The following is a 23,762-nucleotide window of genomic DNA, read 5'->3' on the forward strand; positions in this document are numbered from 1 at the left end:
AAAAAATACTTAATTAGGTTAAACGTAGAAAATCTGTATGACGACTTTTTCAACTTATAGCCAGCGTTTTATGGATGAACTGCTGTGGCGCGGGCAACACTTTAATCTGCTGGCTGATAAAGAGCTGGAATCTGCCTTATATGCCTGCGAACCCATACCAGCAGAGCATGACACAGATGAGTTTTGTCTGGTGCCGGCAGACAAGCTGTACCGGCTGCCACAGCCGGTTACGCTGGGCGGGCAGGCAACCACTGTGGTATCTGTGATGTTGGGCAATGTTTTTTTGGTGTTTCGCGGCCAGCTGGCGCACACCTTTGCAAAGGAGTTGTCACTTAGCTTTGATCAACAACGGCAAGTACCACGACCGAATGATATGGCCGGTTTACTAAACGTGTATGTCGAAACAACAGATGACCACTATGAAGCAGTAGCAGAAGACGATATAGCGCCCATGCTCGCCGCTGGCAAACTGTATGACAATATCTATTACCGCAGCGAAGAAGTAACCGACGGCATAGTGATCAAGCAGCGCCGGCTGATTGCCTATGAATCCAGCCGTTTTCCGGGCTTTACCTTGTTAGGTACTGAACATGCCGCCTGGTTGAACGATGCAAGTCAGGAAAAACTAAACCAGATCAATGCCCAGCATGAAGCACAGCGTCAGGCTGAACGCGCAGCCGTAGCTGCTGAAGTTAATACCGTGGCGGATGCGGATAAGCTAGCGCTATTACAACGCAGCCAAGCCGCTATGACACCGGATGATGCTTTTATTGCCGCGCGCCGGCAAAAGTTTATCAGTGCCCAGCTATACCGGGCAATGCTGTCACATTGCAATACGGTGGAAGACTATTGGCGTGATAATCTCATGCAGGCCGACCCAACAGCGGAGGATCAGGCCCGTAAAGCCCGCGATATTCAAAGCGCCCATCTGGATGAGTTACTACTGAGGTATACCGCCGGTGAAGCCATTGCATCCTTGCCACCTTACCTTGAAAGACTAATTGGCAGTTATGAGCAGCACCAGCTAGCACTGGCACATTATGAGCAAATGGCAAATATTCCACCTCTGGCCATAGATGATGACCTGGAGCACTACGAAGAAGCCGTGCAGGTGATCAGCCTGTGTATTTTGTTGCAGCGCACCGATTTACTGCAGCGCTTTGTCAGCTTACTGGACAACGCTGGCTATGCCGCTGAAGACACCTTATATGAAGATTTACTCAAAAAACTGCTGCCACAACGCCATGACGTAGATGAGTGGTATCACGAGGTTTATACCCCGCTGATCCAGTCTATTTATGCGCCGGACAAGCAGCAGGCCTCTGAGCTGCTGCAACAGTATTGTAATCAGTGGTATCCGGCATTTGAAGAAGCTGCCTGGTATGATGCCCATTCCTGGGGCGATGAAGGCAGTTATGTCGGGTATTGGGCTTTTGAAGCTGCCGCTATTGCCTTTCTTTACGGTATAGACGACAGCAGCATAGAGCATATGGTTTACCCGAAAGAGCTGGTGGCTTACGCCCGCGCGGGTGCGCCGCCCTTCACCAGACTGGGTTTATAGCACCAGGCGGCCGTTTTAGCTTTGTGATACGCTCTGGCCGTCCTGCAGGCGCTCAGCGCCGCGGGTTACTACCTTTTCACCGGCCTGCAGGCCTTCATCTACCGTAACCCAGTCGCCGTGGCCATCACTGATTTTCACGGCCTTACGCCTGGCAATGTTATTGTTATCCACGGTAACAACATAGGTGCCGTCACTGCGCAGCAGCACCGCATCGCGGTGTATTGTTATCGCGGCCTTGCTATTACGGGTGGCGACTTTTACGTTTACCAGCTCCCCTGCCAGCCACTGCGTAGATGCTGCCCCCAGTTTTAACCGTAGTTCAGCACGCTGGCTTTGGGCATCGGCCGCCGGGATCACTGCTGTTACGGCGGCACTGCCCTGATATTGCGGGTTACTGATCTGCAACATATCGCCCAGTTTTACATAGCGCAGGTATTGCAATGGCACATAAGCGCGTACCTCCAGCTGATAAATATCCTGCAACCGCAATAACGGCGAACTGCGGGAAACATCGCCGCCGGCTTCGCGCAACCGCTGTGCTACCACACCGGCAAAAGGCGCAGTAACCTGGGTGCGGCTTAACTGATCATCCAACTGGGCAATACGGGCAGCGATGATATCGGCATCGGCCTGAGCCAACTGATAATCGGAGCGGGCTTTATCCAGTTGTAACAGCGAAACACTCTGGCTTTGCTGTAAATTCTGTAAGCGCTGATATTCAGCCTGAAAATAAGCGGTTTGCAATTTGGCGCGTTGCCACTGCGCCGTTAGTTCGGCTTTTTGCAACTGCAGCGGCACCGGGTCTAATTGCACCAGCAAGTCGCCGGCCTGCACCAAGGTACCCGCTTCGGCAACCCAACTTAGCCTGCCATCAATACCGGCGGTTATTTCAGTATTGTTGATACTGTATACGGTGCCGGCTGCATCTATTGTTGGCACTTCATAAGATAACCGGCTTTCACTTAATTGCACTGATGTGGCTGTTGGCGTGGGCACGGCAGTTTGCGCTAGCAGGCTAAAGCTGCAGCACAGTGTGATAACCAGCATAGACTTACGCATGATGAGATCCTTGAGCCGAAGCTGATAAAGTTGCAGGTTGCACCACCTTAGGCCGCTGCATTTGCAGCACCGCTGGTAGTAAGATCAGGGTAAATATAGCGCTGATGGCCATACCGCCCACTATCACCGTAGCAAGGCCGCGATAAATCTCAGCGCCTACGCCGGGAATTAACATCAGCGGCAGCATACCGAATAAACTGGTCAGCGTGCTCATATATACTGGCCGGGCACGCAACAAAATGGCCTGGCGCACGGCTTCTGGCCGGCTTAAGCCTTCACGTTCGCCACTGCGGGTTTGATCGACCAGTAAAATGGCATTATTTACCACCAGGCCAAGCAAAATAATAAAACCAATCATTGTTAGCAGATCCAGCGACTGCGGCGTAAACAGGTTTACCAGTGCCAATGCCATAACACCGCCGGCAATGGCCAGCGGCATAACCAGTAACACCAACAATGCATCGCGCAATGATTTAAACAGTGCCGTCATTAATAACAGCAAAATCAGCAGCGCCAGCGCGAAGTTCAGCAACATTTCGTCAATGGCCGAATTCATCTGGCTGGCATTACCGCTTAGCTGCAGGCTGGCGCCATCAGGCAATACCTGCTGCATAGCTGGCATAACGTGTTGCTGCAACAGCTCCATGGTTTCATCCAGTGACATCCCCTCCGGTGGCCGTACAATTAAACTGATAGTGCGTTTGCCGCCAATACGCCGCAACTGCGATGGCCCGACTGTCTGACGGATCTGTGCCATATCTGCCAGTGTTTGCACGCCTGCGCGCGGTGTTACCAGCGGCATGGCCGCCAGTTGCTCTGGGGTGTGCCATTGCTGGGCGCGCAGAATAACGTCCATTCTGTCATTGCCATCAAAATACTCTGAGACAAATAAACCACTGGTAAAAGAGCGTACATAGTTAGCCACATCGGCGCGGTTCAGGCCAGCCTGGCTGATGGCTCTGTCGTTGGGTAGCAATTGCAGTTCTGGCTCAGCCATGTCGAGCGCAGGTATCGGCTGGGCACTGCCGCCGGGCAGGTGTTGCTGTACCGCTGCCACACCAATACGCGCTACCTGCAGCAGTGCCGTTAAATCCGGCCCTTGCAGGTTCAGCTCTACACTGCGGCCATCGCCACCGCCAGATACGTTAATCATTGAGCCGCGAAATAAAAATACCTGGGTATCTGGTATGCCGGCAAAAACGTCGTTACGTACTACGTCCATTAACTGCTCTACCTGAGTCGGGTCGGCCGCATAAACAAAACCACCACTGGCATTGGGGCCAAAAGTATAAAAGTTATAGCTTTTAATGCCCGGTAACTTGCCGCCACTGTAATGAGGCTCCAGCCGCTGGATCACGCGGTTAGCCAGCTCCTGCTCCAGAAAATCAATATTACCGCCCGGCGGCAGGCTGAATGAATAAAAGAAGCCGTCTGTCGGCGCCCGTGGCATAAAGTCGGTGCGCGGCATCAGCAGCAGTGTCAGCAGCACTGATCCCAGCGTCAGCCCTGTTAGCCAGCTTAAGCGCTTAACGCTGTTATTGGTCAGGCGCATAATCATCTGGCTTAAGCGCTGCCAGTACTGTGCAAATGGGTCAGTGCTGACGCTGTGGCCCAGCCAGTAGCGGCTGGCCAGCGGAATAACGGTAGTGGCGGCAATAAAGCTGCTGCATACCGCCACCGATAACGTTAGCGCCAAATCAGAAAACAGCTGGCCTTCAATGCCGGCCATAAACAGAATTGGCAGAAAAATAGCTACTGTTGTTGCAGTAGAGGCCAGCAAAGCACCACTAACCTGGGCCGCGCCGCGCAAAGCGGCCTTTTTGTCGTCCAGCCCTTCGCTTTTTAGCCGCAGAATATTTTCCTGCACTATGATGGCTGCATCCAGCACCAGGCCGACAGCAAATGCCAGCCCCGCCAGTGAAATAACATTCAGGCTGCGGCCAAGCAGCTGCAGCGCCAGCAGCGCAATAGCCAGCGACAGTGGAATACTCAGCGCAATAATGGCAGTGGCGCGCCAACCGCGCATAAATAACCACAGTAAACTCAGCGCCAGCAGCACACCTAAGCCCAGGTTACTTTTTACCAGCGCCAGCGCATTACGTATGTGAACGGAGGCATCAAAGCTTAAATCCATTACCAGGCCGACTTTCAGCAACGGTCCTTCATTCAGCTCACGCAGCGCCAGGTTAATGTCGTCAAGTAACGCCACTGTATTAGCATCGTTATTGCGCGCTATCGTAATGTAATAGGCATGAACGCCATTACGCAGCGTAAAGCCGGTACGGTCACTAAAACCGGTTGTTACGCTAGCCACATCACGCAGGTAAATTGGCCGCTCGCCACTGTAGCTGATGATCATATCCAGCAGCGATGCCGGGTTAAACTGGCCAGCAAACCGCACGGTATATTGGCGCCGGCCAACATCGGCAAAACCGCCTGAGGCATCGGTAGCGGCGCGAATTTGCGCTGCCATATTATTGATATTCAGCCCCAGCGCCGCAGCGCGGTGCGGATCAAAGGTAATACGCAGCTCTCGCGGACGCTGGCTGTTTAAATTAACCTGGCCTACCCCCTGAATACGGCTTAGCCGCGGGTAAACCACGTCTTCAATCAGTTGCTGGTACTGCGCTACATCACGCACATTGTTACCCGGTAACGGCCGGATCAACAGTGATGCGGCGTTCGGCGTATTCTGGCCACCACCGGCGACGACAGTAGGCTCAAGCGCATCAAGCGGCAGTGCCGGTGCCTGGTTCAGGTTGTTAATAACATCCAGTGTTGCCTGCTGCATGTTAGCGCCAACATCAAATGTCAGTGTAATAGAACCAAAACCACGCTGAATATTGGTTTCTACCTTGATAACGCCGCGTGTATTTTTTATGGCGTTTTCAATTGGTTCAATAATAACGGCTTCGACTTCCTGCGGTGCTGCCGAACGCCAACCGGTAAAAACAGAAATTTGTGGTTGTTCAATGTCAGGCGTGATCTGGATTGGCAGCTTTAGCAAGCTGATCACGCCAAACAATAAGATAAGCACAGCCAGCACTACAATACTGGCCGGATTTTTTAATGCCGCGCGGGTTAAATTCATATAGGGCTATTCCATGCACTGAAGTAGCAGAAATCTATCCTGAGGCAGGAAAAAAGCTATGCAGATAGGTTAAGCGGGGGCAATTTTGCGCCAGGCGGGGCGCTATTAATAAAGACTTACAGGCTGTAACAACCAGTTACAGCCTGTAGTGCCGTTTAATTAGTGGCGTTTAATTACCGCCGCCGAATTTATCCAGCAGTTTGTCTTTTAACTTATCTTTGGCCTGATCTTTTACATCCGCCATTTTAGCGCTAAGCATATTTTCAATGCTGCCGCTGATGTCGGCCACTTCACCATCTTGCTGGGTTAACAGTGCTGCCCAGTCCTGCTGGCCAGCCAGGCCGGTTTGCAGCTGGCTGTTTAGCTTTGCCTGTAACTCAGCTTGGTACGCCGCCACTTTTTGCTTGGCCTCGCCCAGCAGCGCATCGCCGAGTATTTTGTCTAACGATGAGCGGATACTTACCTCTGGCGCACTGATAAGGCCAGTGGTGGCGATATTAAGCGGAATTTGCTGTTGCTGGTTAAGTAAGTTGGCCAGTTGCTGCAGGTACTTATTGCCGGTGCTGTTAAAGTTAGCGGCGTTTAATACCACGCTGGCTTGCTGGGTTATTTGGTTATCGGTCAGGTTTAACTTACCGCTGGAGCTGATTAAACCGGCGGCCAGATCCAGTGAGGTATCGCCTTTACCTAAGGTGAGCGGTTGCAGGTTTAAGCCGTCCAGTTGCCAGTTAAGGTTAGTCACCATTTGCTGCAGCACAGCAAAATCGCCGCTTAGCTTAAACGCTGCCAGTTGTGGCAGTTGTTTTACATCCAGTGAAAACTTGGTGGCGCTGTTAATCAGCGCATGCTGGGCGGTAATATCCTGCAGCGCTATGGTGGCCTCGCCGCCGCCAATCAGCCAGTTAACCCTGGCAGTTTTTACCCAGAAATCCGGATAAGGCTGGCCCGGTAACGGCAGAATACGGTTCGGTAACACCACTTCAGGTTCAGCTGTTTCACTACCCTGCCCTGCTGATATGCCACCTTCCGGTATATAAGGCTTGGCCAGTTCATACACCGTTTGTAGCTGCGCTACGCGCTCGCCCCAGACATCGCCGAGCAAAATCTGGCTGATACCGGCCAGGCCGCCATCGCTCAGGTTAGCCAGCTGCTGCACTTTAGCGTAATCGGCCAAGCTCGCGGCTTTTAGCTCTTCTACCGCGCGCTGCAGGCTGTCTTTACTCTGCGTTAATTGCTGCTTTACCTGCTCTACTTTGGCTTTTTCGCTGTTAAGTTTGTCTTTTAACTGCTGTAGCTGCTGGGCTTTTGCGGCTAAATCGGCAGCGTTGCTGATTTTACTGTCGGTTAAGGCTTTAATATCAGTTTGGTACTGCGCCAGCGAGTCTTTAGTAGGCAGCTGGGTTTTCAGTGTTTTTAGTTGCTGCTGCTCAGTAGCCGCCAGTTGTTTTAGTGCTTCGGCTTTGGCCGGGGTTTGCAGGTTGGCACGGGCGATAAGCTCATCGGCGTCTGGCAGGTCTACCTGCAGCAGCTCGGCTATATCAACTTTTTCACCTTCAACGCCAGGCACGCGGTAAACCTCGCCTTCGCTGCTACGCTCGGCGCCATACTGCAGGCCATCGACTGTCAGCTCATCAATAACGTAATAGCCTAACAGCGCCGGCCACACTTCCAGTGCGGCGCGGGCATGGCCAAAACTTAAACTGTTGTGGGTGGGCTTAGCGGCGTCGGTTATTTGCAGGTCATTAATACGCAGCGCCAACGGCGCCAGCTCAAGCGATACCTTGCTGATATTGACCTCAGCACCGACAACTTTTTCCAGGCTGTATACCATACCCAGGCGAATCGCCGGGCCGGCGACCAGATAAACCAACGCCAGCAGAGCGGCAAAGAAAACAATAAACACTAACCAACCGGATTTACGGATCATGCTCAGCTCCTTAATTCAATTTTTCGTACAGCGCAAACAGCTTGCTGGCTTTTAACATTTGGGTGAGCTTCCATTTTTCGACACTGCTCATCACACGGCTGCGGTATTGCATCACCAGCACTTTGCTGAGCCAGGCTACCGGCACTACTAACACGGCACCCAGCACAAAAGCGCCCAGCGTTAGGGTGTGATGTAAATGCAGCAGTTGCAGCGTTTCGGTATTGGCCAGTAGTTTAAGCAGGGTGTCGTTTTGCGCGTACTGCCAGGTCAGGTTTTCCAGCGGAGTAGCAAACAGCAGCATTAAGCCTTCGGTTAGGCCCCATACCACAATAAAAGTAGACAGGTTAATGGTTAGCAGACACACAATAAGCACGATAAGCAGTGTCAGTAAACCCAGCGGCAATATGCCGGCAAACAGGCCCAGCGCAATGGCCCAGCCAATTTGCCAGGGCGAGGCTTGTGAGTTCAGTACTTTTAGAATTTTAGCCAGCATGGTAAGCATAAACACTCCGGTAAACAGGCTGTATCAAGTTATGATATGAGGTTGTTATATAAGGTAACAGTGTCAGGGCATTTTGTCAGGCGTAAAAAAGTGACTAAGTGTTTAAGTGACAAAAGTGTTGAAGTGGTGCCGCTTTAATACATCAGCGATAAAAAAGGCGCTAAGCCTTTACAGCCAGCGCCCCGTATTAAACAGGCAGCTTAAACAGGCGGTTACGCCAGGGCAATGAAGCCAAAAAATGCCAGTACCGCTGCAGCAAACGCATACGGGAACTGGGTTAATGCATGGCTCATCAGGTTACAGCCCGAACCCTGTGCTGCCAGTACGGTAGAGTCACTGTAAAAGCAGGCCTGGCTGCCAAATGAGCTGGCCGATAACAGCGCACCTATTACCAACGGAATATTGGCTTCAACGGCAAACGCCAGTGGCATAACAATAGGAATAGACACCGCAAAAATACCCCAGGACGAACCGGTAGCAAACGCCAGCACTGCCATAGATAAAAACACCAGCGCCGGTAGCATTTGGGCACTCATATAAGGCGCCAGGTTATCAATAATAAACTGTGGCAGGCCTAACTGATCGCAGACATCTTTAAAAACAAAAGCGGCGATAACGGTGCAAATAGCAGGCAACATGGTTTTAAAACCATGGATCATTACGTCCATCATTTCAGAAATATTCATCAGGCGCTGCACTAAATACAGCGGTAATGTCAGCAGGAAAGTCATTAACAGGCCTTTCCATACGTCAATTTCAAACCAGATGGTAAAACCAACCAGCATAATCATTGGCAGCAAAAAGTTATGTAACTTGCCGGTTTTGCGGTTGCTTTGCTCAAACTCTTCATCAAACGACTGCACGGCAAAATCATCAGCCGAGTGGGTATCCTGTGCGGTAGTGGCCGAATGAGGCGCATCTTCTGCCGCGATCAATGATTGCTGTGCTGCCAGCTCGGCTTTTTTCATCGGGCCAAATAGCGGCACTACGCCAAGAATAACCAGAATAACCATAATCATCGCCAGCCAGGCGTACAACATATAAGGAATGGCAGAAATATAGGTTTGAATACCGCTGGCGTCACCTGCCGGTGTTACATCATTAGCGACCAGCAAACCGCCGAAGAACACCGCCCAGGTTGAAATGGGAATAAGCACACAAATGGGTGCGGCGGTAGAGTCGACAATATAGGCCAGCATCTCGCGTGATACTTTGTATTTGTCGGTAATGCGCTTCATGGTTTCACCCACTGTCAGCGCATTTAAGTAGTCATCAACAAAAATAACAATACCCAAAAAGCAGGTCATCAGCATGGAAGACTTACGCCCGGTAGCCACACGCTGCGCGGCGCGGCCAAAAGCAAAAGCCCCGCCAGTGTGCACCAGCAAAGCGATAAGTGAGCCAAAACCACCACACACCAGAATTAACCAGCCAATGGTTTCGTCCTGCATTACCCGCAGTGAAGTGTCGGCCATATTGCCTAAAGCACCTGCGGGCGATAGCAGCAACATACCGGCAATTGCCCCCATGATCAGCGCCAATATCGGCCGTTTCAGCCAGATAGCAATAGCCAGCACTACAACAGGGGGTATTAAACTTATGATGGAAGGTTCGATAGTGATAACGTCGGCGGCCGCTTCGGCCGCCGCAGCAACAGGTTCGGCGAGGCTCTCAACCAGGGTATCTGCTGACATCATTTATTATTCTCAAAGTTAACTCCGGCTAGCCGGATAAAAGTTAAGTGAACCGTTGCAGCAGATAACCAAACTCAACGGAGCGTTTGCTTGCTATATCAGCCGTGCTGCGCTGAAAAAGTGAGCGCTAAACATCAGACTTTACTGCATAAATACGCAGTGCAAGCGTATAGTCAGCCAGTTGCCGAAATACCGCGCAATCATAGCAAAAAAATTTCTTCTGGCAATCGGATCTTTGTGCAGCTTTGCCCGCTGTGGTTACTGTTTCTTCAAGCTATATTCAAAGCCCTGTTCTGCTTCTGAATCGGTAAAGGTCTGGATTTTTTGTTTGCGGTTAAACTGCTGGTTAACCAGCGAGTTGGGAAAGGTTTCAATACCGTTATTAAAATCTTCCACGTTTTGGTTAAAAATACGGATAGCCGCGCCGATATTTTCCTGCTGATTGCTGATTTCCCGCATTAGATTATTAAAGCTTTCGGATGCTTTCAGCTCAGGATAGTTTTCTACCGCTACCTGTAAGCCTTTAATAAGATTCGTGGTTTTCTGTTCAGCTTGTGCCAGGCCGGCAGTGTCTACGTTATCTGCTGACAGGCTGTGTAAGGCGCTGCGCAACTCAGTGATCTGTGTCATTACCCCCGCTTCGTATAACTGATATTGCTCGGTCAGTTGTTCCAGTGCCGGGATAATTTTGTTTTTCTGCCGTTCCTGCGTAATAACATTGGCCCAGGCCCGCTCTACCGCGTTAAGGCGGGTAATAATGCCGTTGTAAATGACGATAATAATAATCGCCAGTAAAGCAGCAATAACGGCAACAGTAATAAAAGTGGTCATAGTCTGGCATCCTGTAAAGAAATAGCTGCATGATTGGCAAGATGATGAATAAAATGCAACGCCTGATGCAATTTGTCCAGCGGTGTGTGGGCTGCAATTTCCTGGCGGAATAGCTCGGGCTGCTGCAACGAGTATTGCCGCTTGGCCAGCAGCAGGTTGTTGTCATTAAATGACAGACATAAACCGGCATCGGGCTGCAGTTCAACATTAGGCCGTTGTAATATCGGATACAGATCTTCAAAAGCAACCACTACTGCAGGTTTCATCAGCCGGGCTGCCTGCATTTCATCTGTACTTTGCACCCGGTAGTGATTATTAAAACGGTTAGATGCCGGACGATAAGTGGCCGGTAGTTTGTGATCCGGCGCATGGCTGTAAACTAATACAGCCGGGCTTTTAAACTGCGGAACACAGATACCATAGCGGTGATAGTGGTCGTATACCGTTCTGGTACGGATACGGGTTCCGCCTTTACCGTCACTTTCGGTATAGGTTTCTCTGCGTTTATCCACATAATGAAAATGATAAAAATAGTAGCTGAAACTGCTGTTATCGCTTGCTGAATGTCCCTGATAAAGCTGCTCTATTTTCCGGCTGTAATTGCCCCGTTTAAATTCTAAAAAGGCCGCCAGTAGCTGATTGGCCACATCTTTTGCTGCCAGTGGTTTAATCTGGTTATCGAACAAGACGTTTTTAGTAAAAATATCATTGGATAACCGGCTTACACTGCGGTTACGCGACAGGGCAAACAATAACAGCCCGGCCGCGGCAGTCATTAACAAGGCAAAACCCGTCCAGCCCGATGGCCGGATATACAGATAATACTGATGCTGAAAAAGCAGTAACAAAGCGCCGGCCAGCGCCAATACTGCCGCCAGAGCGTATTGCAGCCGGTTACGGTACACCAGTGGCGCATTAAAACGCGCGGCCAGTTCCGTGATCTCCAGCAAGTCCTGCACGGTGGTAGCAGTACGGCTGCGCTGTGTCAGCTCAGCCATTAACTGTTTTAATCTGCTGTTATGTGTTGCCGCAACGGCCATAAGCATTCCGTCTATCTGTTTTACGCTACCGGCACTATAACAGAAATAAAAACCGGAACAATATCAAGGTATTGATTCAGCTTTAACGGCATATTGCTTTTAAAAACTGCTGTTTATTCTGCACGCGTTGAGAACCTACAGCTGAACTAACTTTGTGGCAATCTGCTTCATGGCAGCAGCTGCTTTGTCGTCCACGCCTCGGTTCATCAGGATAATAAAGCCATCTTTGCTACTGCGGTCAAAATAAAGCGCGGTAAAGACACCTAAGTCTGAACCCATATGGCCTGTTAAGCCCATTTCGTTGTCTCGCCAGAAAAAACGTTGATTAGCAGAAACTGACTCTGGCAGTTGTAAGCTAAACATTTCGTTATACATTGTGTCCGACAATAAAGGACGACCAGCACTATCCTGATTGTTCAGTATGGCAACCAGAAACTGACTCAGTTCGCTGATGCTACTGCGAACACCTCCGTTCGGGTATTGTGGATTACCGAAATGCGGGTAAGGTTTGAAGCTTTTGTACTTTGCAGGCGGATCAATATAACGGCCAATCAGGTAGTTTAGGCTTGGCGACTCCGTATCAGCGCAAAGAAACAAATAAGGTACACATTGTTCTACTTCATAAGGTACTGCCACAGTTTCCAGAGCCACATCATGCAGCAACCAGCTGGTATGGGGCATTGCCAAAGCCGGAAACAAATTATCTTTGCTGTACTGTGCAAGCGACATGCTTGTTGTTGCTTCGACCAGATAGCCGGCAAGCCCCGCAGCCAAATTACTGTACTGGCGTTTTTCACCGGGTAACTGCAGCAAAAAGTGTTCACCTTGCCGGTAATTATCGCCATCAGCTGACAGCAGGCTGGTTAGATGTTGCCCTAAGGAGATATCTGGATCCCGATTTTCTGCATAACTGTTGATGTCATAAAAATCTGCAATGCCAGATGAATGGCTGGCCAGATGGCGCAAGGTTATTTTTTCGTCAGCAGTATGGGGATTATCGACCCTGAATGGCAGATAGTTATTAATATCTTGCGCTAAATCGAGCTTACCCTGATCCACCAGTTGCAACAGCACAAGGCCCATAATGGGTTTACTGATCGATGCCAGATTAAATAAGGTGCCTTTGGTTACCGGCGCGCCGGTTTCAATATTGGCTTTGCCATAAGTTTGCAGCAATACTGTCTGACCGTTTTTAATCCGCGCAATCGCAAGGCCGGGTATAGCAGCCTCTTCCATCAGAGCAGGCAAGTACAGCTCCAGCTCAGCTATATTCTGGCTAACGTTTTGCTGCTTTGGCAGTACAAACCATAGTGCGGCTATGGCAAAGAACAGCACTAAAACAAATCCACAGAATTTTTTCATTCACATCAATCCTTTAGTTATAGAAATTAGGGATTTGCAAATAATACGCCATAGCGATAATTCATATAACGCTTTGAAATTAATCTGGTTTATATTTTTATATTGGTGAGATAAGCAGCGACTTTCACTATCAGTTAGTGAAAATGCATACAATGCAGGCTGATTTCACCTGCTGGCAATACAACGCGAATAAAAAAGGCGGCCATCAGGCCGCCTTAGCACTACACAAACTCGCTTGGTTTAAAGCGCAGCAATCTCGGCTTGTTGGGCTTGCAGCTTAATCACGGCCTGCTCCAGCTCGGCTTGCTTGGCGCGCTCTTTCTCCAATACCGCTTCCGGGGCTTTGGCAACAAAACCTTCGTTGCTAAGCTTGCCTGCTACGCGGGCCAGTTCCTGCTGGGTTTTCTCCAGCTGCTTGGCAATGCGGCTTAACTCAGCGTCTTTATCAATTAAACCGGCCATCGGAATGAGTAAATCCATGCTGCCGATTAACTGCGTGGCACAGGTTGGCGCTGGCGCATCAGCTGACAGTACAGTGATTTGCTCCAGCTTGGCCAGGTTCATCAGGAAGCTCTCATTTTCGCTTAAGCGGCGCTGCTCTTCGCTGTTTACATTGCGCAGTAATATGCTCAGCGGCTTACCAGGCGCAATATTCATCTCACCGCGCACGTTACGAATGGCAGTGATCACCGCTTTTAACCATTCCAAATCAGCAGTGGCGGTAGCATCAACCAGGCTGTCATCCACTTGCGGGTAAGCTTGCAACATAATGCTGTCCGCTGTGACGTTGGCTAATGGTTTTACCGACTGCCAAATGGTTTCGGTAATAAACGGCATTATCGGGTGCATTAAGCGCAGCAGGCTTTCCAGCACGGTAACTAAGGTATGCCGCGTGGCGCGTTGCTGGGCTTCATTGCCTTTAAACAGCACCGGTTTGGTCAGCTCTAAATACCAGTCACAGAACTGGTTCCAGGTAAATTCGTACAACGCAGTGGCGGCTAAATCAAAGCGGTAGGTATCAAAATACTGCCGCACTTGCTTAACGGTTTGCTGGTACTGCGCCAATATCCACTTATCGGCCAGCGATAACTGCATATCACCGCCGTTAAAGCCACAGTCCTGGCCTTCGGTGTTCATCAGCACATAGCGGCTGGCGTTCCACAGTTTATTGCAGAAGTTACGGTAGCCCTCTAAACGCTTCATATCCCAGTTAATATCACGGCCGGTAGATGCCAGCGCCGCTAAGGTAAAGCGCAGCGCGTCGGTACCGCTGGCGCTGATACCTTCAGGGAATTGCTTGCGGGTGCGCTCGGCAATTTTCTCGGCATCTTTGGGCTGCATCATATTACTGGTGCGTTTGGCCAGTAACTCGTCCAGCGTAATGCCGTCGATCATATCCAGCGGATCAACCACGTTGCCCTTGGATTTCGACATCTTATCGCCGTTTTCATCGCGGATAAGCCCGGTAACATAGACGGTTTTAAACGGTACCTGCGGCTTACCGTCTTTATCTTTAATAAAGTGCATGGTCATCATGATCATTCTGGCCACCCAGAAGAAAATAATGTCAAAGCCGGTAACCAGCACATTGGTAGGGTGGAAGGTGCGCAGCGCTTCGGTATCGTCCGGCCAACCCAGGGTAGAGAAAGTCCACAGCGCCGAGCTGAACCAGGTATCTAGTACATCATCATCCTGCTTTAGCGTAACGCTGTCGGCTAACTGGTGCTTAGCGCGCACTTCAGCTTCATTGCGGCCAACATAGACTTTACCGTTTTGGTCATACCAGGCCGGAATACGGTGGCCCCACCATAGCTGGCGCGAGATACACCAGTCCTGAATATCGCGCATCCAGCTGTAATACATGTTTTCGTATTGCTTGGGCACAAATTCAATCTGGCCGCTTTCTACCGCTTCAGTCGCGGTTTTCGCCAGTGGTGCAACCCGCACATACCACTGATCAGTTAGCAGCGGTTCAATTACCACGCCGCTACGGTCACCGTAAGGCAGGGTGTTGTTATGATCTTCTACTTTTTCCAGCAAACCAGCGGCGTCAAAGGCAGCGACTATAGCTTTGCGCGCGGCATAGCGGTCCAGCCCCTGATACTCTGTAGGAATAACACCAACCAGCGCCGGGTTTAACTCGCCATTGCAGTGGAAGCCTTCACCTTCGCTGCGGATAGTGGCATCCGGTGTCATCACGTTAATCATTGGCAGCTGGTGGCGCTTGCCCACTTCGTAGTCGTTAAAATCGTGTGCCGGGGTAATTTTGACGCAGCCGGTGCCTTTTTCCATATCGGCGTGCTCATCGGCAACGATAGGAATGCGGCGGTTTACCAATGGCAGCAGGATTTCTTTGCCAATCAGTGCCTGATAACGCTCATCTTCCGGGTTTACCGCTACGCCGGTATCACCGAGCATGGTTTCCGGCCGTGTAGTCGCCACGACCAGGTAATTTTTACCATCGGCCGTTACAGCGCCGTCGGCCAGCGGATAGCGCAAGTGCCACATCTGGCCTTTTTGCTCTTTGTTTTCTACTTCCAGATCAGAGATGGCGGTGTGCAGTTTCGGATCCCAGTTTACCAGGCGTTTGCCGCGGTAAATCAGCTCGTCGTCATACAGGCGCACGAACACTTCCTGTACCGCGTTGGATAAGCCTTCATCCATGGTAAAGCGTTCGCGCTGCCAGTCTACCGAGTTACCTAAACGGCGCATTTGCGAAGTAATAGTGCCGCCGGACTCTTCCTTCCACTGCCAGACTTTTTCAATAAACGCATCGCGGCCCAGTTGGTGACGGCCAGGTAAGCCTTCTGCCGCCAGTTTACGCTCTACCACCATTTGGGTAGCAATACCGGCGTGGTCGGTACCTACCTGCCACAGGGTATTTTTACCCTGCATGCGCTGGTAACGGGTAAGGGCGTCCATAATGGTTTGCTGAAAGGCATGGCCCATATGCAGGCTGCCGGTAACATTTGGCGGCGGGATCATAATGCAGTAGTTACCGTTGCTCTCATCGCCGTGTGGCGCAAAGTAGCCTTTAGCCTGCCAGGCGTTATACATCGCCTGCTCTATTTCACTGGGATTAAATGTCTTTTCCATGATAGTACCTGTGCTCAGGGGGCATTAACGGTTTGCGGGTTAACGCCCAACTGACGATATTGCTTAAAACGCTCCCGCGCCTGCGCTTTTAATTGCTCGGCGGCGGGAACAAATTCGATGATTTGGCTGAAGCGGTTGGCAAAAGCCGGGATCTCAGTGGCTAAATTAATCAGCACCTGGCGGTTTTGCCGTGGCGCCTGCCAGCTTATTTCTACCGGTGCGCCGTATTTAGGGCCTTCGCCGCTTAAGTTATGCGGCACAAAACGTTCTGCATCAAACTGCCACAGCAATTCGTCAAACGCTTCGGCCTGTTGCTGGTCGGCAGTATAAACGAAAACCCGCTGCTTGGCGCGGTACAGATCGGCACAAAGCTGGCAGGCTAAAGCAAAATGAGCTGGCGTGGTGCTCAGCTCATTTTGTATCGCTTGATCTTCTGCCGGCATGTCGTTTAGCAGATAAAAGCTAACTTGCATTAATGATCCTGCTGCTGGCCAACCCGGTTAATTAAAAACTGCGTTAGCAAAGGCACTGGCCGGCCGGTGCTACCTTTATCTTTGCCGCCACTGCGCCAGGCGGTACCGGCAATATCCAGGTGCGCCCAGTTATATTTGCGGGTAAAGCGCGATAAAAAGCAGGCGGCAGTAATAGTACCGGCGGCGCGGCCACCTAAGTTACTGAAATCGGCAAAGGGGCTTTCCAGTTGGTCCTGATAATCATCCCACAGCGGCAGGCGCCAGGCACGATCACCACTTTGCTCTGACGCATTTAAAATTTCATGCGCCAACGGGTTATGGTTACTCAGTAAGCCGGTAGCATGTTTACCCAGCGCGATAACGCAGGCGCCGGTTAACGTAGCAACGTCTATTACCAGCTCGGGGTCAAAACGCTCAACATAGGTTAACGCATCGCACAACACTAAGCGGCCTTCAGCATCGGTGTTTAATACTTCCACCGTTTGGCCCGACATAGTGGTTAAAATATCACCCGGCCGGTAGGCGTTAGCATCCGGCATGTTCTCGGCGCCAGCCAGTACCGCAACAATATTAATTGGCAGGTTTAAATTGACTACTGCATGCATGGTGCCCAGCACAGAGGCGGCGCCACACATATCGTATTTCATTTCGTCCATACCATCGCCCGGCTTTAAGCTGATACCGCCGGAGTCGAAAGTTAAGCCTTTACCTACCAGTACTACCGGCGCGCTGTCGTTACCGGCGCCGTTGTACTTGATCACTGCCATGCGCGGGCCGTTGACTGAACCTCGGCCAACCGCCAGGTAAGAATTCATACCATGCGCGGCCAGCTCTTCCGGGCCTAACACATCAACACTGATTTTGGCTGAGCTTTCGGCCAGCAACAGCGCCTGATCGGCCAGATATTGCGGCGTGCAGATATTCGGCGGCATATTGCCAACGTCTTTACACTGCTTAATACCGGCAGCGATGGCTAAGCCATGCTCTACCGCTTTTTCGCCAATGGTCAGGTCGCGCCGGGTGGGGACATTAAATACAATTTTGCGCAGTGGGCGGCGGGTTTCATCTTTTTTGCTTTTTAAGCGGTCAAATACGTACAGGCAGTCTTGCGTGGTTTCTACCGCATGGCGCACTTTCCAGTAGGTGTCGCGGCCTTTTACGTGCAATTCAGACAAAAAGCATACCGCTTCCATTGAACCGGTTTCGTTTAAGGTGCTGATGGTTTTGGCAATAATCTGCCGGTACTGGCGCTCGTCCAGCTCACGCTCTTTGCCGCAGCCTACCAATAATACACGTTCGCTCAGTACGTTAGGCACATGGTGCAGTAACAACATCTGGCCGGGCTTGCCTTCCAAATCACCACGGCGCAGCAAGTTGCTGATATATCCTTCACTGATTTTATCCAGTTGTTCTGCTACGGCGGAAAGACGGCGCGGCTCGTACACGCCAACCACAATGCATGCACTGCGTTGTTTTTCCGGACTTCCGCTTTTTACGCTGAACTCCATACTAACTCCTGATTCTAATAGACTGTGCTAACATAACCTGCACATATATGGCCGAATTCTACCGTGAATTTATAAAAAAGCTCGGTTTTCTAAGCCGTTTGGTCGATAATAATTGCTATAAATATCAAGTTTACTGAAAAATCGCCAGGGTTCCAGCAAAAAGGCAGGTTTTTAGGGGGCGTTTTGATCATTTTTCGTTACCTGTTAGCTGAGGTATTTAAGTCACAGCTGGCGGTATTTGTCATTCTGATGACCATTATCATTAGCCAGCGCTTTGTCAAAATTCTGGCCGATGCATCTGAAGGTGAACTTCCCGGGCAACTGGTTATGAGTATAGTTGCGCTGAAATTACCGCAACTGGCCGTTATCATTCTACCGCTTAGTGCCTTTGTTGGTATTTTGGTGGCTTATGGCCGCGTATATGCCGACAGTGAAATGACAGTGCTACACTCCACCGGCGTTAGCGAATGGTATGTTACCCGCCTTACGTTATTACTTTCTCTGATGCTGGCGGTAGTGGCAGGCAGTATTACTTTATACCTTAGCCCCTGGGCAACCGAGCAGGAATACCGCCTGCTGGAAAAAGCCGATGCCAATGCCGGGTTAATTTCTTTGGTTCCGGGGCGGTTTCAGCATACCTCAAACGAAAATGCGGTGATTTTTGTCCAGAGTATCAGCCGTGATAATGGCGAGTTACAAAAAGTGTTTGTGGCACAAAATAATGCCCGCGAAGACCAGGGTGGCCACTCTATCGTGTATGCCATGTCGGGTAATGTTAAGGAAGATATTAGTGGCGCCCAGATGATGCAGCTTGAACAAGGCCGCCGCTATGCCGGTGATGTTAAGTCTCCCGCCTTTGAAATTACCGAGTTTGGCCGTTACCAGATCCAGATCCGTGAGCAGGAAGTAGAGCAACGCCGGCGTAAGCTTGGCAGCCTGCCCACTGCCGAACTTTATGGCATGGACAGCAACGAAGCGATCGCCGAATGGCACTGGCGTATTGCCATACCGTTATCTATTCCGTTACTGGCGTTAATCGCCGTGCCGTTAAGCCGGGTTAATCCACGTCAGGGTAAGTTTGGCCGCTTATTGCCCGCCTTGTTACTGTATTTGGGCTATTACTCGTTACTCATTATTGCCCGCTCTGCTCTGGAAGACGGCAAAATTCCGCCAGCGCTGGGTATGTGGTGGTTGCACCTGAGTGCCTTACTGGTGGGAGTGGTATTAATTATGCGCCATCGTGCCAGCGCACAACGTTTTCAGGCCTGGTTAGCGGGTAGAACTTAACATGCTGAAAATTCTTGATATCTATATCGGCCGCACCATTTTAACTACCTCAATGCTAACGTTAAGTGTATTGCTGGTTATTTCGGCCATGTTTAAGTTTATCGATCAGATGCGCTCAATAGGCCGGGGTTACTACGATATGGTGCACGCCGCCCTGTTTACGCTGTTCAGCGTGCCCGGCGACTTAGTCACCTTTTTCCCAATGGCGGCACTAATAGGTGGTTTAATTGGGCTTGGTATGCTGGCCAGCAATAGCGAGCTGGTGGTTATGCAGGCCTCTGGTTTGTCGCGCTTTAATATTATCAGCTCGGTAATGAAAACCTCTGTCATCATGATGCTTATTGTTATGGCGGTTGCCGAATGGGGAGCCCCGGTAAGCGATCGTGCGGCACGCGAGCTCCGCACCAAAGCGATTTCAGACGGTAACCTGTTCGCTGCGCAGCAGGGAATATGGGCCAAAGACGGCGATCAGTTCGTTAATATCGGCAAAGTTGATGATTTAGGCAACCTGACTGATGTGATTATTTATCAGTTTGATACCGATCTGAAACTGGTGTCTATTGTCAGTGCAGATAGCGCGATATACCGCAATGATGCCTGGCAGCTACAACAAGTCGTACGGCAGGATTTTACTGACGACAGAATATTAAAACAGTTATCCGCACAGCAAAGCTGGCGCTCATCATTAACACCCGACAAACTGGGCGTGGTGACCATAAAACCGGAAATGTTGTCACTAACCGGTCTGAAAGATTACGTAGACTACCTGCAACAAAATTCACAGGAATCCAGCCGTTATGAGCTGGCATTCTGGCGTAAAGCACTGCAACCGCTGACAATAATCGCCATGCTGTTAATGGCACTGTCGTTTATTTTCGGCCCGTTAAGAAGCGTAACCATGGCAGCAAGAGTATTGATGGGTATTCTTACCGGCTTTGCCTTTTATATGAGCAACGAAGTATTCGGCCCGGTAGCTTTGGTGTATCAGCTACCGCCACTGGCAGGTGCCATGGTGCCCAGCCTGCTGTTTATTGGGCTATCGGTGTATTTTATGCGGAAGAAAGTCTGACGCGCAGAAATAAACCAGATTGTGCTAAGCCAACCGTTGAAGGCATGGATGCCTGAATCGAGCCTATAGGGACATATTTACGGCGTGTTGGCGTGTACAATCTGGTTGTTATGTTTTACCTCGCTGCCTTATGCAGGTTTAGCTGTTTGCTTTGCTCTTTTGTCAGCACGACTACCTGGGTATTACTAAGCTGATCCTGCAACGCCAGGCCCTTACCCCAGCGCAGCCAAAGCCAGAAATTACCCAGCCCAAACAACGCAGTAACTGCACGCACTAACGCCTGTTTAAAACTGATAGCATCACCATCCTGCTGCACCAGAAACAAACGCCAGGCCCGCATCCCCAGAGTTTGGCCGCCTTTGTACCAGAAATACAGATAAAACCAGAAAAACCAGAATACAGAGTACAACTGAAACCAAATTTTATGTTGGGTAATAAAATCAGCATGGTCGGTATAATTAGCCAGTGAAATAACACCGACACTGTTTAACAGTGCCACCAGCAGCAAAGCCAGTGCCATGGCCGCCATCCACAGTGCAGCCAGAATTAACCAGTCATACATAATAGCCGCCAGACGGCGAATTAAACCCGCACGGGGTGCATTAGCAAACATAACGTCGTCCGATAATAAAAACCGCGCAAGTGTAACATGCAGCAACGCTTTTTCGAAGCTGCTGCAATTTTGTGCAACTAAGCCGCTGCGGCATAAATTCGCTTGCGCATCGCCATTCGCATCGTATAATGCAGGCGTTTACCTCAAAATATCCCTCAGTGCCTGGGTGGCGAAATCGGTAGACGCAGCGGATTCAAAATCCGCCGGGGGAAACTCCGTGTCGGTTCGAGTCCGACCCTAGGCACCAAATAAATCAGTCGTTTAGCCAACTTTATACACTGTTCAGTTCAGTTTTCATATAAAGTGCTGTGCAATTTCTGTTAGCATTTTTATCACCTTGTGCCACACTTATTTACTCATATTTGTACCGTAGGTGCCTAATGAACCGCTTTTATATTGCGTTACTGCTTTTGGTTACCGTATTAAGTTCCCCCTTGCCTGCACAGACTGACGCCTTGCTGTTATCGAGCAGCAATTATTACCCACATTATGCCGCAGACTTACCGCAGCAAGGCGCCGTAAGCGAAATTATTCGCCAGGCATTTTTACTGCAGGGTATCGATATTGACATTGCTTTTATGCCTTTTGCCCGCGCTTACCGTGAAAGCCAGCAGGCCAATTATATTGGCCTGGTAGCAGCATGGTATGACGATGAACGCGCCGAGCACTTTTATTACTCCCAGCCTTTATATGCTAACCAAATAGTCTTTTTTAAACGCAAGGGTATGGCAATAAATTACCGTGATTATGCCGACTTAGCGCAACAGAAATTACGAATGGCTGTGGTACAGGGCTATTTGCAAGTGCCCGGTTTGCAGGAAAGTGGCCTTGCTATCACTCAGGTAGCAACTGACGAGCAGGCGTTTCAAATGCTGGCGCGCGGCCGGGTAGATTTAGTGCCGGCAGACAAACTCAACGGTCTGTACTTAGTTGACGAAAAATTACCGCAATACGCCGGGCAACTAGACTGGATGACGCCAGCACTCGAACAGCGGCCAATGTACCTGCTGTTATCGAAAAAAGATCCGCGCTCAGAAGCGCTGATACAACGTTTTAATACCGGCCTGCAGCAGTTACGCCAGTCGGGCCAATATCAACAAATTATGGATAATCTACTCCCTTCGCCTGACAGCAAAAAATAAACTTTGATTGACATTTTTGCATCAATTTGGAACAATTTGCCACTTGTAAATTTATTGTTGATGCAAATCCGTTGTTTTAACAGCGAATTAAGGTGGCAGGATGCTGGACAACCAATACAGCGGCGTAATACTGGAAGATAAATGGGGTAATACCTATTTATGTAGCAGCAGTTTATTGGCCTACTCAGATTTAGGACAGGATTATCTGTGGCGGGTACAGGACAGTATATACGGCAGCTATTTTCTGCATGACTTAGAACCACACTGGGACTTGCGCCAAATCTGGGCAGAAATGTATCAGCACGCCAGACCTTGGGAGCATAACTTAACCAAATACACCGACTTTCAGCTGCGTGACAGCCTGCTTAGTATGTTTGCCGAACGCGAAATGTGGATATGGCAACTTACCGAAGGCTGGAGTAAACCTCCAACAGACAACGGTATAGGCGACGGAGGCTTAGCCCCGGCAGCAAGCAGCAATAGCAGCGCAGCACAGACAGGCAAAGCCAATAAACCGGGCGGTGGTGTTGCAGCGGGAGAATCAACTGCAGCGAAGATTGCCAGCCATAGCCCTGCAGCCTTACCGCTGGCTGAGCTAAATGAAGTTCAGGCCCGCCAGTTGCGCTATCAACAACGGCAATTATTATTGAGCAACACTGAAGGCATTCCATCGCTACAACAGGCTCACGAGAGACTCAGCCTTAATAACGACAATATTTTGCGCGCAGAAGCTGCACAGTACGTTTACAAAGTGGATGAGTTTAATCGCGGTGCTTTGGATGTATTACCAAAAGCACCACCTGGCCTTGTAATTATCAACCCGGAAGAGATTGGTTTGACTCAAGCCGATTTTACCAATACACAAACCGGATTCGGGGCAGCCTTGTTTAAGTCGGAGATCAACGGTGAAACCATGCTGACTTACCGGGGTACAAATAACGCCGTCACCGGGAAAGAGGACTGGTTAACTAACCTTAAGCAAGGTAGTGGGCTGGAAACCGAACAGTATAATCAGGCGATGGATTTAGCCCGTGGAATACGACAAACTATTGGGAATGACTTCTCAATCGTCGGTCACTCATTGGGGGGAGGTCTGGCTTCTTCAGGAGTGGCTGTAACCGGACAACCAGGATACACCTTTAATTCGGCAGGATTACACCCCAGTACTGCCGGCCGACAAAATGGTCTCTCTTTAGCTGAGGTGTCCAAGCTTATTACTACGCAAGCGGTAAAAGGCGAGGTATTAACTATGGCACAAAGTTTGGGTACAAAAGCCGTATTGGCCGGAGCTGCAACAGCGATGGGCGGCCCGATAGCAGGCATGCTTACAGCCATTGGATTAGCTGCCTTTAGTGCACTGCCTAAAGCGAGCGGTACTATGTTAGATTTACCCAGCGTAGAGGGCGGCAACCCCATCACACGCCACGGCATGGATCAGGTGGTTGAAGGTATTGAAGCGCAAAAAAATGAAGATATTCAAACGCTCGGCGGTATTTAAAAAGGCTTA

The 23,762-nt window shown here is 50.1% G+C and carries 17 protein-coding genes and 1 tRNA gene; 6 read left to right on the forward strand and 12 right to left on the reverse strand.

Going from position 1 to position 23,762, the window contains the following annotated elements; all coding sequences use genetic code 11:
* The first annotated feature begins 37 nt into the window (after positions 1 to 37).
* Positions 38 to 1,561: a PoNe immunity protein domain-containing protein gene (locus AR688_RS20645; protein ID WP_197412205.1), complete on the forward strand. Its 1,524-nt coding sequence runs from the start codon at positions 38 to 40 to the stop codon at positions 1,559 to 1,561.
* A gap of 15 nt (positions 1,562 to 1,576) precedes the next feature.
* Here the strand turns inward: AR688_RS20645 and AR688_RS11495 are convergent, their stop codons facing one another.
* From AR688_RS11495 to pepA, 11 genes are all read right to left on the reverse strand, one after another.
* On the reverse strand, positions 1,577 to 2,620 hold the full coding sequence (locus AR688_RS11495) for an efflux RND transporter periplasmic adaptor subunit (protein ID WP_068233551.1): 1,044 nt from the start codon (positions 2,618 to 2,620) through the stop codon (positions 1,577 to 1,579).
* Positions 2,613 to 5,711 (reverse strand): efflux RND transporter permease subunit, encoded by a 3,099-nt coding sequence (locus tag AR688_RS11500; RefSeq protein WP_068233553.1) that lies wholly within the window; start codon positions 5,709 to 5,711, stop codon positions 2,613 to 2,615. The genes AR688_RS11495 and AR688_RS11500 overlap by 8 nt, the downstream gene beginning before the upstream one ends.
* A gap of 169 nt (positions 5,712 to 5,880) precedes the next feature.
* A complete protein-coding gene (locus AR688_RS11505; RefSeq protein ID WP_156420284.1) occupies positions 5,881 to 7,638 on the reverse strand; it encodes a TIGR03545 family protein in 1,758 nt (585 codons plus the stop codon).
* Between the two features lie 10 nt (positions 7,639 to 7,648).
* Positions 7,649 to 8,140 carry a TIGR03546 family protein gene (locus AR688_RS11510; protein ID WP_068233554.1) on the reverse strand — a complete coding sequence of 164 codons (492 nt, stop codon included), beginning with the start codon at positions 8,138 to 8,140 and terminating at the stop codon, positions 7,649 to 7,651.
* Between the two features lie 212 nt (positions 8,141 to 8,352).
* Complete coding sequence (locus AR688_RS11515; RefSeq protein ID WP_197412206.1) at positions 8,353 to 9,837, reverse strand: Na+/H+ antiporter NhaC family protein; 1,485 nt, start codon at positions 9,835 to 9,837, stop codon at positions 8,353 to 8,355.
* A 255-nt stretch (positions 9,838 to 10,092) separates the two neighbouring features.
* The gene (locus AR688_RS11520; RefSeq protein WP_068233555.1) at positions 10,093 to 10,665 is read right to left on the reverse strand and encodes a LemA family protein; all 573 of its coding nucleotides are present in this window, start codon (positions 10,663 to 10,665) and stop codon (positions 10,093 to 10,095) included.
* On the reverse strand, positions 10,662 to 11,705 hold the full coding sequence (locus tag AR688_RS11525) for a hypothetical protein (RefSeq protein WP_068233558.1): 1,044 nt from the start codon (positions 11,703 to 11,705) through the stop codon (positions 10,662 to 10,664). The genes AR688_RS11520 and AR688_RS11525 overlap by 4 nt, the downstream gene beginning before the upstream one ends.
* 135 nt (positions 11,706 to 11,840) lie before the next feature.
* Positions 11,841 to 13,067 (reverse strand): serine hydrolase domain-containing protein, encoded by a 1,227-nt coding sequence (locus AR688_RS11530; protein ID WP_068233561.1) that lies wholly within the window; start codon positions 13,065 to 13,067, stop codon positions 11,841 to 11,843.
* A gap of 240 nt (positions 13,068 to 13,307) precedes the next feature.
* Positions 13,308 to 16,163 carry a valine--tRNA ligase gene (locus tag AR688_RS11535; RefSeq protein WP_068233564.1) on the reverse strand — a complete coding sequence of 952 codons (2,856 nt, stop codon included), beginning with the start codon at positions 16,161 to 16,163 and terminating at the stop codon, positions 13,308 to 13,310.
* Positions 16,164 to 16,177: 14 nt separating this feature from the next.
* Entirely contained in the window at positions 16,178 to 16,636 is a 459-nt protein-coding gene (locus AR688_RS11540; protein ID WP_068233567.1) for a DNA polymerase III subunit chi, read from the reverse strand.
* Positions 16,636 to 18,144, reverse strand: a complete 1,509-nt coding sequence (gene pepA / locus AR688_RS11545) for a leucyl aminopeptidase (protein ID WP_068233569.1) — start codon at positions 18,142 to 18,144, stop codon at positions 16,636 to 16,638. Before pepA ends, AR688_RS11540 begins: the two co-directional genes overlap by 1 nt.
* 183 nt (positions 18,145 to 18,327) lie before the next feature.
* On the opposite strand from pepA, the gene lptF reads away from it, so the two are divergent.
* Together lptF and lptG are read left to right on the forward strand one after the other, a co-directional pair.
* Positions 18,328 to 19,431 carry an LPS export ABC transporter permease LptF gene (lptF, locus tag AR688_RS11550; protein WP_068233570.1) on the forward strand — a complete coding sequence of 368 codons (1,104 nt, stop codon included), beginning with the start codon at positions 18,328 to 18,330 and terminating at the stop codon, positions 19,429 to 19,431.
* A 1-nt stretch (position 19,432) separates the two neighbouring features.
* Positions 19,433 to 20,500 carry an LPS export ABC transporter permease LptG gene (gene lptG / locus AR688_RS11555; RefSeq protein ID WP_068233571.1) on the forward strand — a complete coding sequence of 356 codons (1,068 nt, stop codon included), beginning with the start codon at positions 19,433 to 19,435 and terminating at the stop codon, positions 20,498 to 20,500.
* Between the two features lie 115 nt (positions 20,501 to 20,615).
* Here the strand turns inward: lptG and AR688_RS11560 are convergent, their stop codons facing one another.
* The gene (locus tag AR688_RS11560) at positions 20,616 to 21,113 is read right to left on the reverse strand and encodes an RDD family protein (RefSeq protein ID WP_068234162.1); all 498 of its coding nucleotides are present in this window, start codon (positions 21,111 to 21,113) and stop codon (positions 20,616 to 20,618) included.
* A 160-nt stretch (positions 21,114 to 21,273) separates the two neighbouring features.
* Between AR688_RS11560 and AR688_RS11565 the strand changes: the two genes are divergently transcribed.
* The 3 genes from AR688_RS11565 (at position 21,274) to AR688_RS19915 (ending at position 23,753) form a co-directional block, all read left to right on the forward strand.
* Positions 21,274 to 21,360 (forward strand) — tRNA-Leu (locus tag AR688_RS11565).
* A gap of 133 nt (positions 21,361 to 21,493) precedes the next feature.
* Entirely contained in the window at positions 21,494 to 22,255 is a 762-nt protein-coding gene (locus tag AR688_RS11570; RefSeq protein ID WP_156420285.1) for a substrate-binding periplasmic protein, read from the forward strand.
* 100 nt (positions 22,256 to 22,355) lie between these two features.
* Positions 22,356 to 23,753, forward strand: coding sequence for an Mbeg1-like protein (locus AR688_RS19915; RefSeq protein WP_068233572.1), 1,398 nt, complete (start codon positions 22,356 to 22,358; stop codon positions 23,751 to 23,753).
* The last annotated feature ends 9 nt before the right edge of the window (positions 23,754 to 23,762 follow it).

This window comes from Rheinheimera sp. EpRS3, from assembly GCF_001513785.1.
Taxonomy (GTDB): Bacteria; Pseudomonadota; Gammaproteobacteria; order Enterobacterales; family Alteromonadaceae; genus Alishewanella.